This window comes from Ruegeria sp. CDSA246, assembly GCF_059611225.1.
Genome location: NZ_JBXWPD010000002.1, coordinates 319548 through 334454, shown reverse-complemented (window position 1 = coordinate 334454; position 14907 = coordinate 319548). Strand labels below are relative to the sequence as shown.

General features: G+C 57.4%; 13 protein-coding genes. 6 read left to right on the top strand and 7 right to left on the bottom strand.

The features are described from left to right. Positions 1-2 precede the first annotated feature (2 nt). Genes hemW through rph form a run of 3 tightly spaced genes read right to left on the bottom strand, consistent with a single transcriptional unit; the run spans position 3 to position 2471 of the window. Positions 3-1154 carry a radical SAM family heme chaperone HemW gene (hemW, locus tag AC2FI9_RS04440; protein WP_496766104.1) on the bottom strand — a complete coding sequence of 384 codons (1152 nt, stop codon included), beginning with the start codon at positions 1152-1154 and terminating at the stop codon, positions 3-5. Then, on the bottom strand, positions 1147-1761 hold the full coding sequence (gene rdgB, locus AC2FI9_RS04435; protein WP_282170591.1) for an RdgB/HAM1 family non-canonical purine NTP pyrophosphatase: 615 nt from the start codon (positions 1759-1761) through the stop codon (positions 1147-1149). Before rdgB ends, hemW begins: the two co-directional genes overlap by 8 nt. Further along, complete coding sequence (gene rph, locus AC2FI9_RS04430; RefSeq protein WP_058279370.1) at positions 1758-2471, bottom strand: ribonuclease PH; 714 nt, start codon at positions 2469-2471, stop codon at positions 1758-1760. The genes rdgB and rph overlap by 4 nt, the downstream gene beginning before the upstream one ends. Before the next feature lie 112 nt (positions 2472-2583). Between rph and hrcA the strand changes: the two genes are divergently transcribed. Both hrcA and AC2FI9_RS04420 read left to right on the top strand, forming a co-directional pair. After that, positions 2584-3648 carry a heat-inducible transcriptional repressor HrcA gene (gene hrcA / locus AC2FI9_RS04425; RefSeq protein WP_282170592.1) on the top strand — a complete coding sequence of 355 codons (1065 nt, stop codon included), beginning with the start codon at positions 2584-2586 and terminating at the stop codon, positions 3646-3648. A 10-nt stretch (positions 3649-3658) separates the two neighbouring features. Next, on the top strand, positions 3659-4222 hold the full coding sequence (locus AC2FI9_RS04420) for a nucleotide exchange factor GrpE (RefSeq protein ID WP_496766006.1): 564 nt from the start codon (positions 3659-3661) through the stop codon (positions 4220-4222). A gap of 58 nt (positions 4223-4280) precedes the next feature. Here AC2FI9_RS04420 and mutS read toward each other — a convergent pair whose 3' ends face one another. Next, positions 4281-6896: a DNA mismatch repair protein MutS gene (mutS, locus tag AC2FI9_RS04415; RefSeq protein ID WP_496766102.1), complete on the bottom strand. Its 2616-nt coding sequence runs from the start codon at positions 6894-6896 to the stop codon at positions 4281-4283. 161 nt (positions 6897-7057) lie between these two features. Here mutS and AC2FI9_RS04410 point away from each other — a divergent pair, with 161 nt between their 5' ends. Both AC2FI9_RS04410 and AC2FI9_RS04405 read left to right on the top strand, forming a co-directional pair. Beyond that, entirely contained in the window at positions 7058-9313 is a 2256-nt protein-coding gene (locus AC2FI9_RS04410) for an NADP-dependent malic enzyme (protein WP_472722505.1), read from the top strand. Positions 9314-9316: 3 nt separating this feature from the next. Continuing rightward, a complete protein-coding gene (locus AC2FI9_RS04405) occupies positions 9317-10189 on the top strand; it encodes a ribokinase (protein ID WP_496766004.1) in 873 nt (290 codons plus the stop codon). Here the strand turns inward: AC2FI9_RS04405 and msrA are convergent. The 3 genes from msrA to AC2FI9_RS04390 all read right to left on the bottom strand — a co-directional run bounded on the left by msrA (position 10186) and on the right by AC2FI9_RS04390 (position 12612). Next, positions 10186-10857, bottom strand: a complete 672-nt coding sequence (msrA, locus tag AC2FI9_RS04400) for a peptide-methionine (S)-S-oxide reductase MsrA (RefSeq protein WP_496766002.1) — start codon at positions 10855-10857, stop codon at positions 10186-10188. The two genes, AC2FI9_RS04405 and msrA, sit on opposite strands and share 4 nt — an antisense overlap. Before the next feature lie 98 nt (positions 10858-10955). Further along, positions 10956-11237 (bottom strand): SCP2 sterol-binding domain-containing protein, encoded by a 282-nt coding sequence (locus tag AC2FI9_RS04395; protein ID WP_496739263.1) that lies wholly within the window; start codon positions 11235-11237, stop codon positions 10956-10958. A 148-nt stretch (positions 11238-11385) separates the two neighbouring features. After that, positions 11386-12612, bottom strand: a complete 1227-nt coding sequence (locus tag AC2FI9_RS04390; protein ID WP_496726272.1) for an argininosuccinate synthase — start codon at positions 12610-12612, stop codon at positions 11386-11388. A 139-nt stretch (positions 12613-12751) separates the two neighbouring features. On the opposite strand from AC2FI9_RS04390, the gene AC2FI9_RS04385 reads away from it, so the two are divergent. Further along, a complete protein-coding gene (locus tag AC2FI9_RS04385) occupies positions 12752-13519 on the top strand; it encodes a hypothetical protein (protein ID WP_496765999.1) in 768 nt (255 codons plus the stop codon). Between the two features lie 56 nt (positions 13520-13575). Further along, the gene (gene ilvA, locus AC2FI9_RS04380; protein ID WP_496765997.1) at positions 13576-14802 is read left to right on the top strand and encodes a threonine ammonia-lyase IlvA; all 1227 of its coding nucleotides are present in this window, start codon (positions 13576-13578) and stop codon (positions 14800-14802) included. Positions 14803-14907 lie beyond the last annotated feature (105 nt).

The window sequence follows — 14907 nt, the reverse complement described above, 5'->3', positions numbered from 1 at the left end:
GTTTATCCCAATAACTCTCGAATGACCGCATTCAGGACTGCGCGACCATCTTTGGTGGCGATCAATCGGCCGTTTGATCGGTGTATCATACCCAGCTCTTCCAGGTCTCTCAGTTTGTTTTCTGGCAGTGTGAGATCGGAAAGCGCATTGAAACGATCAACATCTAGTCCTTCAGAAATTCTCATACCCATCATAAGGTATTCACTTGCCTGATCTTGCGTAGATAGCAATGATCTTTCTTTCTCGCCGTTTCCTTTTTCAACAGCACTGAGCCAGGCGTTGGGTGACAGATAGGTCTCTGTCGCTATCTTCTGGCCGTCCAGCGTAATACGCCCGTGCGCGCCGGGTCCGACACCGACGTAATCTCCGTAACGCCAATAGATCAAGTTGTGCCGGGATTCTGCCCCCGGACGGGCATGGTTGGAAACCTCATAGGCGGGCAGGCCGTGGGCTTCGCAGATCTCTTGTGTGGCCAGATACATGTCGGCGGCGTGGTCATCCTTGGGCAGTCCACGCAGCTTACCAACTGCATACCGGTCCCCAAAGGCGGTGCCTTCCTCAATCGTCAATTGATAGAGCGAGAGGTGATCGATGGCCATCGACAGCGCCTCGGTCAGTTCTGCTTGCCAGGCCTTCGGGGTTTGATGCTGACGTGCGTAAATCATGTCAAAGCTGACGCGGTCAAAGCAGTCGCGGGCGATATCAAATGCGGCGCGGGCCTCGGCGACCGTGTGGATACGACCCAATCGGCGCAGGTCCTCGTCATTCAGGGCCTGAACGCCCATGGAAACTCGGTTCACGCCTGCATCGCGATAGGCGGCAAACCGGCCTGCCTCGACCGATCCGGGGTTGGCCTCAAGCGTGACTTCCATGTCATTTGCAGGGCGCCAAAGCTTGCGCGCCTCGTCGATAATGGCTGCCACCGTTTCTGGTGCCATAAGGGACGGCGTGCCGCCACCAAAGAAGATCGTGCTTAAAACCCGATCTGGGGTTTCAGATGCCGAGCGGTGCAGTTCAGCTAAATAAGCTTTAAGCCATTGTTTTTGATCAATATGTTTCGAAACATGGCTGTTGAAATCGCAATAGGGGCACTTAGCCTCGCAAAAAGGCCAGTGCACATAGAGGCCGAAACCTCCATGCCGCCAGTCATCCACCGAAACAGCCTTGAACAAAGGCATTTACGGCGCGTCCGCGATGGCTGATTTTGTGTTTTTCCGCCGGAACCATTTCCGCACAGGTCACATCGTGCCCGTCCGGTTGGAACATCGGGTCATAACCGAAGCCGTTTTCCCCACGGATGGGCCAGACAAGCTGACCGGGCATGACGCCCTCAAACACTTCGTCATGACCATCAGGCCAGGCCAGGACCAGCGTGCAGCGAAATTGTGCAGTGCGGGGATGAGGCGCCTGTGCGGCCTCGAGCTCATCATGTGCGCGGGTCATCGCCATCAGGAAATCGCGGCCATTGCCGGTTTCTGCCCAATCGGCGGTGTAGACACCGGGCGCGCCGTCCAGCGCGTCGATCGTGATTCCGGAATCGTCCGACAGGGCAGGCAGGCCGGTAGCTTGTGCCGCCGCATGGGCCTTGATCCGGGCGTTACCGACGAATGTATCTTCGGTTTCTTCCGGTTCCGGCAGGTTCATCTCTGCCGCGCCAACAACCTTCACGCCGAAGGCCTCAAGGAGATGGGTCATCTCCTCAAGCTTGCCTTTGTTGTGCGTGGCCACCAGCAGCCTGTCGCCGTCGAACTTGCGGGTCATGCGGTGGCTGCCTTTTGGGCCGCAACCAGCTCACCCACGCCTTTTTCTGCCAGATCCATCAGCTGGTTCATTTGATCACGGCTGAAAACAGAGCCTTCGGCGCTCATCTGCACTTCGATCAGTTTGCCTGATCCGGTCATGATGAAGTTACCGTCAACACCAGCTTCGCTGTCTTCGGGATAGTCCAGGTCCAGGACAGGTTGGCCCGCGTAGATGCCGCAGGATACGGCCGCGACGGGATCGACCAGCGGGTCGGAAATGACGTCACCGGTTTTCATCAGTTTGTTCACGGCCAGACGCAGCGCCACCCAACCACCTGTGATCGAGGCGCAGCGGGTGCCGCCATCAGCCTGGATAACATCGCAGTCCACGGTGATCTGACGCTCACCTAACGCAACCCGATCCACGCCTGCGCGTAGCGAACGACCGATCAGGCGTTGAATTTCTACTGTACGGCCGCCTTGCTTGCCACTGGCCGCCTCGCGCCGCATGCGGGTGTTTGTTGCGCGGGGCAACATACCGTATTCGGCAGTAACCCATCCCAGGCCCGAGCCTTTGATGAACGGTGGCACGCGATCCTCAATCGTGGCGGTGCACAGGACATGGGTATCGCCTATTTTGATCAGGCAGGAACCTTCGGCATGTTTGGTAAACCCCGTTTCGATTGAAACGGCGCGCATTTCGCTTAAATCTCGTCCTGAGGGTCGCATGGAAAATCCTTTGTTTGCTGGGTTGGGGATAACGTCCCCGTGCCTTAGGATGCAACCCCGATTGACCTTTCAGATGTCTGCGATTTAATGCCGATCCAGCAGAGGATTGCCGATGAGCAAAGCAAGTAGAGTTCTGGACGAAATGAATGACCGGTCACGCGAGGTGTTCCGGTTGATCGTCGAGAGCTATCTGGACAGCGGCGAACCGGTCGGAAGCCGCTCGCTGACCCGCACATTGTCGGAAAAGGTCAGCGCCGCCACCGTACGCAATGTAATGCAGGATCTCGAATTTTTGGGTCTTCTCGACAGCCCGCATGTCAGTGCAGGCCGGGTGCCCACGCAGATGGGTCTGCGGATGTTCGTCGATGGGTTGCTGGAAGTGGGTGATCTTGGTGTAGACGATCGGCAGAAGTTGGATGAAACACTAGGCTCTAACGCGGGTGATGTGGGCGGGATGCTGGACCGAGTTGGTTCGGCCTTGTCACACGTGACACATGGCGCATCGCTGGTTCTTACCCCCAAGCAAGAGTCCGAGATCAAGCATATTGAGTTCGTCTCGCTGGCCCATGACCGCGCTTTGGTGGTTCTGGTTTTTGCGGACGGGCATGTGGAAAACCGGCTATTTACGCCTCCGCCGGGACAGACACCCAGTTCGATGCGCGAGGCGGCGAACTTTCTGAACTCTCTGATCGAAGGACGAACGCTCAGCGAAGTGCTGCGTCAGATGCAGACCCAGATTACCGCGCGCAGGCAGGAAATTGATGTATTGGCGCGCGAGATGGTCGAAAGCGGCATGGCGGCCTGGGATGGGGACGGGACAGACTCGGCCCGTTTGATCGTGCGCGGGCGGGCGAATCTGCTGGGGGAGCCAGGCGAAGCCGAGGAATTGGACCGAATCCGAACGTTGTTTGACGACCTGGAGCGAAAGCAAGACATTGCTGAATTCCTCGAATTGACCGAAGAAGGCGAGGGTGTGCGCATTTTTATCGGCTCAGAGAACAAACTTTTCTCACTTTCGGGTTCCTCTTTGGTGGTGTCTCCATATATGAACGCTGATCGAAAGATAATTGGTGCGGTTGGGGTCATCGGACCCACTCGTCTGAATTATGGGCGGATCGTGCCGATCGTGGATTATACGGCGCAACTGGTCGGCAAACTGATTTCCGACCGGAGCTAGAGGGTAAGAGATGGCAGAGCCCAAAAACGAAGAATTTCTGGACGATATCGCAGCCGCCGAGGCGGAAGAGCTGGCCGAGGAATTTGCCGAGATCAGTCAAGAAGCGCTGGAACTTGATGCGCTGCGTGCTGAGCGGGATGATTTCAAAGACAAGTTCATGCGCGCGCTGGCGGATGCGGAAAACGCGCGCAAGCGGGGTGACCGGGCGCGCCGCGATGCGGAACAATATGGCGGATCGAAACTGGCCCGCGACATGCTGCCGGTTTACGACAACATGAAACGTGCGCTTGAAGCCGCGACCGATGAGCAGAAAGAAGTGGCAGGACCCCTTCTGGAAGGCGTGGAACTGACCATGCGTGCGCTGAAGGACGTGTTCCAAAAGCATGGGATGGAAGTGATCACGCCCGAAGTTGGCGACCGGTTTGATCCCAACGTGCATGAAGCGATGTTCGAGGCCCCGGTGCCGGGTACCCGTGCAGGTGACATAATACAGGTGTCCGCAGAAGGCTTCATGTTGCATGATCGCCTGCTGCGGCCGGCGCAGGTTGGGGTGTCGTCTACTCCGGCAAGTTAATTGGCTTCGTTGAAGCCAAGCCTTGGGCGAGAGTATTTTTGAAAAGGTGAAGGGGCGGTCAGGTTTTGGCCGCCTCTTTCAGTTTGTAGATCAGGTCGAGTGCTTCGCGCGGGGTAAGCTCATCCGGCAGAATATCGTTCAGCATGTCGGTTACCGGAGAAGCTTTGGGCGCTGGTGGTGGCGGTGGCGGGGCGGCCGAAAACAAAGGCAGATCGTCGATCAGGGTCTTTTGCTTCCCCCCTTCGCGTTCGGTTTTTTCAAGTTGATCCAGAACGATACGGGCACGTTCAACGACCGAGGCGGGCAGTCCTGCCAATTGGGCGACCTGCACACCGTAGGACCTGTCAGCCGCGCCTTTGTGAACTTCGTGCAGGAAGATCACTTCGCCTTCCCATTCTTTGACAGCAACGGTGGCGTTTTCCACGCCTTCCAGTTTGCCGGCAAGTGCGGTGAGTTCATGGTAATGGGTTGCGAACAGGGCGCGACATTTGTTGGAGGCGTGCAGATGTTCCAGCGTGGCCCAGGCGATGGAGAGGCCATCATAGGTGGCCGTACCGCGACCGATTTCATCAAGAATAACAAGAGCGCGGTCATCAGCCTGATTGAGGATGGCGGCGGTTTCGACCATTTCGACCATAAAGGTCGAGCGTCCGCGAGCCAAATCATCCGACGCTCCGACGCGGCTGAACAGTTGGCTGACTAGCCCGACATGCGCCTGTTCTGCAGGCACGTAACTGCCCATCTGGGCAAGCAGGGCAATCAGGGCATTCTGGCGTAGGAAGGTCGATTTACCGGCCATGTTGGGACCTGTCAGCAGCCAGATCGCCGCGCCTTTGTCAGCACTGAGATCGCAATCATTGGCGATGAAGGCGTCGCCGTTTTGCTGGCGCAATGCCTGTTCGACCACCGGGTGTCTTCCGCCCTGAACATCGAACGCGCGTGAGGCATCAACTTGCGGGCGACACCAGTTTTCACCACGCGCCAGATCGGCCAGAGCAGTGGTCAGATCCAGTTCAGCCAAACCGCGCGCTGCTTGGTTGAGACGTGCGGCCTTATCCAGAATTTCGCCAGAAAGCGTTGCATAGAGCCGTTTTTCGATCTCAAGCGCCAAGTTTCCGGCGTTTAGAATGCGGGTCTCGATCTCGGACAGCTCCACGGTCGTGAACCGGACCTGGTTGGCGGTTGTTTGACGGTGGATATAGGTCTCAGAAAATGGTGGGTTCAGCATTTTCTCGGCATGGGTGGCCGTAGTTTCGATGAAATAGCCCAGCACATTATTATGCTTGATCTTCAGTGACGTGATGCCGGTGTGTTCCGCATATTTCTGCTGAAACCCGGCAATGACGGAACGACCTTCGTCGCGTAGGGTGCGGGCTTCGTCCAGTTCGGCATCATAACCCGGGGCGATGAACCCGCCGTCCCGGGCCAGCAATGGGGGTTCGGCCACAAGCGCTTGGTCAAGCAGGCTCAGCAGGTCGTCAAATCCGACCAGATTTTGCAGGGCGGTGGCTAAAAGAACCGGCAGGTCTCGACCTGCGCAGAGCTCAGCGATTGCGGCGGCCTGTGTCAGACCGTTGCGAATGGCGGTCAGATCCCGCGGGCCACCCCGATCCAGTGACAGGCGGGACAGCGCCCGGTCCAGATCCGGGGTTTTGCGCAAAGCCTCGCGCAGGTCTGATGTGATCAGGCTGTCGTCGGCCGCAAAAGTTACAGCATCCAGCCGCCCGTGGATGACGTCCAGATTGCGGGATGGGCTCGAAAGCCGTTGGTCCAACAGTCGTGCACCACCCGGTGTGACGGTGCGATCCATCACAGATAGCAGCGAACCAGCGCGGCCACCGGACAGGGATCGGGTCAGTTCTAGATTGCGCCGTGTGGCGGCGTCGATCTGAACGACGCGGTCCTCGGATTCTTTCAATGGGGTTTGCAGAAGCGGCAGTTTGCCTTTTTGCGTGATTTCCAGATAGTCGATCAGTGCGCCCATGGCGGAAATCTCAGCCCGGCCGAAACTGCCAAATGCGTCCAGTGCGCCCACGTGAAACAGCCCGCATATGCGCTTTTCCGCCGCAGTGCTGTCGAAGCTGGCACGCCCGATCGGAGTCAGCGAGATACCCAGATCCATAACGGGTTCGTTCAGTTTGTCCTGCACACCATCGGCCACGATCAACTCGGAAGGAGCCAGCCGGGCCAGTTCGGGACTGAGGCGCACTGAGGTCAAAGGCATCACGTGAAATGCGCCAGTTGAGATATCGGCCCAAGCCAGCGCGGCCTCATCGCGAACCTCGGCATAGGCGGCCAAGAAGTTGTGGCGGCGAGCCTCAAGCAGGGCATCTTCGGTCAAAGTGCCAGGCGTTACGAGGCGCACAACATCGCGCTTTACGACCGATTTAGAGCCTCTTTTTTTCGCTTCAGCCGGGCTTTCCATCTGTTCGCAGACGGCCACGCGAAACCCTTTCCGGATCAGCGTCAGCAGATACCCTTCAGCCGCATGGACCGGTACGCCGCACATCGGAATGTCGGTGTCGTTATGCTTTCCGCGTTTGGTCAAGGCGATGTCCAGCGCTTCGGCGGCGTTGACGGCGTCCTGAAAGAACATCTCGTAAAAGTCGCCCATGCGGTAAAACAGCAAGGCATCGGCATGCGCCTCTTTGATTTCGAGATATTGCGCCATCATCGGCGTGACTGTGGACAAGGCTGACCCCTTTTGGCGTATTCCGGTCGCGACCTTACAAATCCACCCATCTCGACGAAAGGTGAAAAGTATTCTCGTTGAGGCGCGCGCCTGCCTGCGCTATGAGGCAAAAGTCCCGCAGATGTAAAGAAACGACCCATCACATGCCCAAAGCGAAGATCACCAAAGAAGAGGCGCTGGCCTTTCACCTCGACCCGACACCCGGCAAGTGGGAGGTTCAGGCCACCGTTCCCATGACGACGCAACGCGATCTGTCGCTGGCTTATAGCCCCGGTGTCGCTGTTCCATGTGAAGCTATCGCCGAAAACCCAGAGACTGCTTACGACTACACCAACAAGGGCAATCTGGTTGCGGTGATCTCGAACGGCACGGCGGTTCTGGGCCTTGGAAATCTTGGCGCGCTGGGTTCGAAGCCGGTGATGGAGGGGAAATCAGTCCTGTTCAAACGGTTCGCCGATGTGAACTCGATCGATATCGAACTGGATACCGAAGACCCGGACGAATTCTGCCGCGCCGTGCGTCTGATGGGACCGACCTTTGGCGGTATCAACCTGGAAGACATCAAGGCGCCCGAGTGTTTCATCATCGAACAGCGCCTGAAGGAAGAGATGGACATCCCCGTCTTCCACGACGACCAACACGGCACGGCGGTGATCTGTGCGGCGGGTCTGCTGAACGCGCTGCGTATCTCGGGCAAAAAGATCGAAGACGTGAAAATCGTGCTGAACGGCGCGGGTGCGGCGGGTATCGCCTGTATCGAGCTTCTCAAGTCGATGGGCGCAAAACACGAAAACTGCATCGTCTGCGACACCAAGGGCGTGATCTACCAAGGCCGAACCGAGGGCATGAACCAGTGGAAATCGGCCCACGCGATCACCACCGAGTTGCGCACATTGGAAGAGGCGATGAAGGGCGCGGACGTATTCCTTGGTGTGTCGGTCAAAGGGGCAGTGACGCAGGATATGGTTGCCAGCATGGCAGACAACCCGGTGATTTTCGCCATGGCGAACCCGGACCCGGAGATTACGCCAGAAGAGGCGCATGAGGTTCGTGTTGATGCCATCGTCGCCACCGGGCGCAGCGATTACCCGAACCAGGTGAACAACGTTCTGGGTTTCCCTTACCTGTTTCGCGGCGCGCTGGACATTCACGCCCGCGCTATCAATGACGAGATGAAGATCGCTTGCGCCCATGCACTGGCCAATCTGGCGCGCGAGGATGTGCCGGATGAGGTTGCCATGGCCTATGGCAAATCTCTGACCTTTGGCCGGGACTACATTATTCCGACGCCGTTTGACCCGCGCCTGATCCACCGTATTCCACCTGCCGTGGCAAGGGCCGGGATGGACACTGGGGCAGCCCGCCGCCCGATCATTGATATGGACGCCTATGAGCTGAGCCTGAAATCCCGCATGGACCCGACCGCCAGCATCCTGCGTGGCCTGAACGCCCGTGCACGTCAGGCGCAAAGCCGGATGATCTTTGCCGAAGGCGATGATCCACGCGTCTTGCGCGCGGCGGTGATGTATCAGCGATCGGGCTTTGGCAAGGCGCTGGTTGTTGGTCGTCCAGACGATGTGAAGGAAAAGCTGGAAGCCGCCGGTCTGGAGGACGCGGTGCGCGAGTTGGAGGTGATTAACGCCTCCACAACCACGCATCTCGAAGCCTATAAGGATTTCCTTTACAAGCGTCTGCAGCGCAGTGGCTTTGATCGCAAGGATATCCATCGTCTGGCCGCGCGGGATCGCCATGTGTTCTCTTGCTTGATGCTGGCGCATGGCCACGCCGATGGCATGGTCACCGGTGCAACGCGGAAATCGGCACATGTGCTGGAACGCATCAATCATGTGTTTGACGCTGATGCCGAACATGGGGCCGTTGGTGTAACGGCGCTGTTGCACAAGGGTAAGATCGTTTTGATTGGTGACACGCTGGTCCATGAATGGCCGGATGAGCATGATCTGGCCAATATCGCCGAACGCTCGGCCTCGGTCGCGCGGCATTTGGGGCTGGACCCACGCGTTGCCTTTGTCAGCTTTTCCACCTTCGGCTATCCGGTATCTGAGCGGGCTGAGAAAATGCACGTAGCGCCCGAGATTCTGGATAAGCGCGGCGTCGATTTCGAATATGATGGCGAGATGACCGTGGATGTGGCGCTGAACGTGGAACAGCAAGAGGCTTATCCCTTCTCGCGTCTTACGGGCCCGGCCAACATCTTGATTGTACCCGCACGGCATTCGGCCTCAATCTCGACCAAGCTGATGCAAGAGATGGGCGGCGCGAACGTCATTGGCCCGATCCTGACTGGTGTCGATAAGCCGATTCAGATCTGTTCGACTGGCTCGACAGCAAATGACATTCTGAACATGGCCATTCTGGCCTCGTGCGATATTGGATAAGCCATGACGATCTGGAACCTTGGCTCAATTAATGCGGACATGGTCTATGCCCTGCCGCATCTGCCCACAGCCGGTGAAACCCTGGCCGCTTCGAACTTGGAGCGGTTTCTGGGCGGCAAAGGGGCTAACATGTCCGTTGCAGCAGCGCGTGCCGGATCGCGTGTGGCGCATATCGGCGGCGTGGGATCTGACGGGCGCTGGGCGCGGGACCGTATGACTGAATACGGCGTCGACACCCGGTTCATCGCCGAGGCTGAGGTGCCCACAGGTCACGCGATCATTGCGGTGGACGAGCAGGGTGAGAACCAGATCATTCTGTATCCCGGCGCGAACCACGCCATCGAGCAGGATCAGCTAGCACAGGCGTTATCGCAGGCTGTTCCCGGCGATCTGCTGGTCATGCAGAACGAAACCAACGCCCAGGTCGAGGCCGCCCGCATGGGCCGTGATCTGGGACTGACCGTCTGCTATGCCGCAGCGCCGTTTCAGGCTGATGCCGTACAGGCGGTGCTGCCCTATCTGGGCTTCCTGATCCTGAATGAGGTCGAAGCAGAACAGCTGCGTGAAAGTACGGGGCAATCCGTCGCTGAATTGCCCGTCAAGCATGTTCTGGTCACGTTGGGGTCCAAGGGCGCGCGCTATCTACCCAAAGATGGCGACGTGCTTGAGATTTCGGCACACAAGGTGAAAGCCGTGGACACGACCGGCGCAGGGGATACCTTCACCGGTTACGTTCTGGCCGGAATGGACCGCGGGTTGCCGATGCCGCAGGCGATTGCACAAGCAAATCGTGCCGCGGCCCTGATGGTCACGCGGCACGGTACGGCTGATGTTATTCCCGACCTCAAAGAGGTGCTTGAGGCCCGGTTCGGTTAGGATCCGGCGAATGGCGCGTTGCCGCCCCACAGCTGTTTGACCCGGGCGTCCCGACCGCAGGCTTTGCGGTAGGCTTTGTATGCGTTTTTCTGGCGTTTCGGACCAAAGCGGGTGAACACCAGCTTGTCGCCCTTGTAGTAATCCTGATGGTAGGCTTCGGCTGGGTAAAAGGCGCCCGCGTTCAAGATGGGCGTGACTACGGTTTGACCCAACGCTTGCTGCGCATTGGCTTTGGCTCTCTGCGCCAATGCCTTTTCGCCTGTGTTAGAGACAAAAACAGCAGTGCGATAGCTGTTGCCGCGATCACAGAACTGGCCGCCTGCGTCGGTTGGATCAACGGAACGGAAAAACATGCTCAGCAACGTTTCACGGGAAACCCGCGCAGGGTCGAAGGTGATCTGAACAGCCTCGTAATGGCCAGTACCGCCTTTGGTTACTTGGTCATAAGTCGGATTGGCTGTCTTGCCGCCGGTAAAGCCGGATACGGCGCCAATCACGCCGGGAACCGATTCAAAATCGGATTCAACACACCAAAAACACCCTCCGGCGACGGTCAGGGTTTCGGTGCCGGCAGCTGGTGCGGGCAGGGCGCGCAACATCGCAGCCAGTGTGATCAGGACAAACAGAAGCGACGGTTTAACGAAACAGAGGTATGCGGTCCGGGTCATGGCAGATCTCCTTCTGAGATCAGGCTGCCCCGACTTTTCTACGGTTGCAATCCGCTGACATGGTTTGTCACGCGCTGGTGAGACGAGTTTATCGGCGCTTACCCCAGCAACTGTCCAAGTTTCATCGCCACACCCATATTGCCCGAGATCTTGAGCTTGCCCAATGCCACACCGGTCATCGGGTTCAGCTTGCCGGTCAGCAGTTTGGCCAGATTTTCCTGTGAAATTCGTATTGTACAGTCTGCATCCTGATCTTGCGTCGTCGCTTGATTGTCGATCAGCACGATCACCCCGTCATCACCGCAATCGAACTTAAGAGAGCCGTCAAATGACTTGCCATTCAGGCCTTTTTGAATTCCGTCAGCGATGTCCTGAAGCATGGTGTACCCTTTCCTGTTGACCTTTGCGTAAAGACAAACAGGCAAAGCAGGCAAGGGTGACGCTACTGGAACTGACTTGTCAGCGAAGACAAAGAAAAACCCGGCATCCTTTCGGGCACCGGGTTCGTCGTTGCAGCGATGGCAAAAATTACTTGGACAGACGCTTCTCGCGCGAGGCCAGCAGTTTCAGACGCAACGCGTTCAACTGGATAAATCCGGCTGCGTCTTTCTGATCGTATGCCCCGGCATCGTCTTCAAAGGTCACGTGTTCCTCGGAGTAAAGCGAGTGATCCGACCAGCGACCAACGGTTGAAGCCAAACCTTTGTAAAGTTTCACGCGGACGGTGCCGGTGACGTGTTCCTGCGACTTGTCGATTGCAGCCTGCAACATCTCACGCTCAGGCGAGTACCAGAAGCCATTATAGATCAGCTCCGCATATTGCGGCATCAACTGGTCCTTCAGGTGCATTGCGCCACGGTCCATGGTGATGGATTCGATACCACGATGTGCTTCCAGCAGGACGGTGCCGCCGGGCGTTTCGTAGATGCCACGCGACTTCATGCCCACAAACCGGCCTTCGACCAGGTCAAGACGCCCAATGCCGTGCTTGCCGCCGTATTCGTTCAGCTTGGTCAGGATGGTCGCGGGGCTCATCGCCTCGCCATTTATGCTGACCGCGTCGCCTTTTTCAAAGCCGATCTCGATGAATTCGGGTTCATTCGGCGCATCCTCGGGGTGGACGGTGCGCTGATAGACGTAATCGGGCGCCATATCGGCGGGGTCTTCCAGAACCTTACCTTCGGACGAGGTGTGCAGCAGGTTGGCATCGACCGAGAAGGGCGCCTCGCCACGTTTGTCCTTGGCAATCGGGATCTGGTTCGCCTCGGCAAACTCCAGCAGTTTGGTCCGGCTGGTCAGATCCCACTCACGCCAAGGCGCGATCACCTTGATGTCGGGGTTCAGCGCATAGGCCGCCAGTTCAAAGCGCACCTGATCGTTGCCCTTGCCTGTCGCGCCGTGGGCGACGGCATCGGCACCGGTTGCCTCGGCAATCTCAACCAGACGTTTCGAGATTAGCGGACGCGCGATTGAGGTGCCCAGCAGGTAAAGACCTTCGTATTGCGCATTGGCGCGGAACATCGGGAAGACAAAGTCGCGGACAAACTCTTCGCGAATGTCTTCGATATAGATGTTTTCGGGCTTGATCCCCAGCAGCTCGGCCTTTTGGCGGGCGGGTTCCAGTTCCTCACCTTGACCCAGATCGGCGGTGAAGGTCACAACCTCACAGCCATACTCGGTCTGCAGCCATTTCAGAATGATCGAGGTATCAAGGCCACCGGAATAGGCCAGAACAACTTTCTTGGGCGCGGACATCTGACTTCCCTTTATGCGTAGAACGACTGGCCCCTAGCGGGTTTTGGACGCGGGGGCAAGCTGTGTGGATTGACGCAGGCCCGGAATTGGGGTGAAACGGTCGGATAGAGAACAAGGATTGGTTGAGAGGGCGGTTTTTGTGTTGGGACTAGAGATTTTGGTGCATTCGGTGAAGATGGTTCTAAGGAACCTTAAACAAGCGCTGCAGATTTCAGTTGTGCCTGCGCTCATCGGCGGGCTTCTGGTCATCGGATTGTTTTTTCTGTTCGGCATCCCTTTTGAAGAATTCGACAGTGAAACGAACGGCTTCCCTGAAGGCGTAACAGCGGTTTCCTTCGCGGGGTTTCTGTTGTGTTTAGTGGTGGTTATCTTTGGGGTTATGCTCTGGATTGTCGTGTCGTGGCACCGGTTTGTTCTGCTTGAAGAATACCCGACCGGGTTGGTTCCACCTTTCCGGTTCGACCGAGTTCTCGCCTATTTCGGGCGTCTTCTCATGCTTTGCCTCATAGCTTTTGTAATCATGATACCGGCGGTGCTGATCATGGGTATGATGGCGCAAGCTTCAGCAGCGTTGGGAATTTTGGTCTGGGTGGCTTTGGTAATCTTTCTCACCATCGGGTTTTATCGGGCATCCCCTATTTTGCCCGGCGCAGCCATCGGAAAACCACTAAAACTTTCTGAGGCTTGGCAGGCAACTTCGGGTGCCAACGGTGCAATTGTGCTTCTGGTCATTTTATCCATTCTCCTCCAGTTGTTGCTTCAACTGCTGGCGTCGCTGTTGCTCTTTGTTCCGGTAGTCGGCGTCCTGATCGTGTTGTTTGCCAGCATGCTGGTTGTCCCATTGATCAATGTCAGCATCCTGACCACGATCTACGGCGTCTTTATCGAAAGACGCCAGCTCTCGTGAGCCGTACACATATGTATTCCTTGCCCTTTTGGTCGGGATAGGCCACTGAACGGGTCATGTGTGATTTCGTGACCCGCGCCCGCGCTGCCGAACAGGCGATGCGCTCTGTGTTTCCAGCGACGCCGCTGCAACGGAATGCCCATCTGTCCGACCGCTACGGTGCGGACATCTGGCTCAAGCGCGAAGACCTAAGCCCGGTGCGGTCCTACAAGATCCGTGGCGCATTCAATGCCATGCGCAAGCAGCAGGGGCAGGACCTGTTCGTCTGTGCCAGCGCGGGCAATCACGCGCAGGGTGTAGCCTATATGTGCAAGCATCTGGGTGTGAAGGGGGTGATCTTTATGCCGGTGACGACGCCGCAGCAGAAAATCCAGAAGACCCGGATTTTCGGCGGCGACAATATCGAGATCCACCTGACCGGAGACTATTTTGACGATACTCTGTCTGCGGCGCAGGACTGGTGTGCCCAGCAAGGTGGATATTTCCTGTCGCCGTTCGACGATGAAGATGTGATCGAAGGGCAGGCTTCCTTAGCGGTTGAGATTGAGGAACAGCTTGGACAGGTTCCCGATCATGTCATCTTGCCAGTGGGTGGTGGTGGCATGTCGTCTGGCGTGGCCACGTGGTTCGGGGATCGCACCCATTGTCTATTTGTGGAGCCGGCGGGTGGCGCCTGTCTGCGTGCTGCATTGGCGGCGGGTCATCCGGTGGCTCTTGATCACGTGGACACGTTTGTCGACGGTGCGGCCGTGGGTCGGATTGGGGAAAAGCCATTTGAGCTGTTGAAATCCCGCCACCTGTCTGACGTTCTCGTGCTGTCCGAAGATCGCATCTGTACCACCATGATCGAAATGCTGAACGTCGAGGGCATCGTACTGGAACCTGCGGGTGCTCTGGCGGTCGAAGCCGTCGGTGACGTGCAAAGTTTCATTCGTGGTAAGACCGTGGTGTGCGTCACCTCGGGCGGCAATTTCGATTTCGAACGCTTGCCCGAGGTTAAGGAACGGGCGCAGAGGTATTCGGGCGTCAAAAAATACTTCATCCTCCGCCTGCCACAACGTCCAGGCGCGTTGAAGGAATTTCTGGGCATTCTAGGTCCTGAGGACGATATTGCCCGCTTTGAGTACATGAAAAAATCGGCCCGCAATTTCGGATCTGTCCTGATCGGGATCGAAACGCGAAAGCCTGAGAATTTTGTGCGCCTGTTCGCGCATCTTGATGATGCGGGCTTTACCTATACCGACATTACCGAAGACGAAACGCTGGCGCAGTTCGTGATCTGACGGGCGCAAACGCCACGGCGGCTGGATCACGGGCCGGATTGTGGTGTCGTCGTTCGCTTGGCAGCGTGGGTGCAGGTCAACCGAATGGGAACGCTTCTGTCCAAA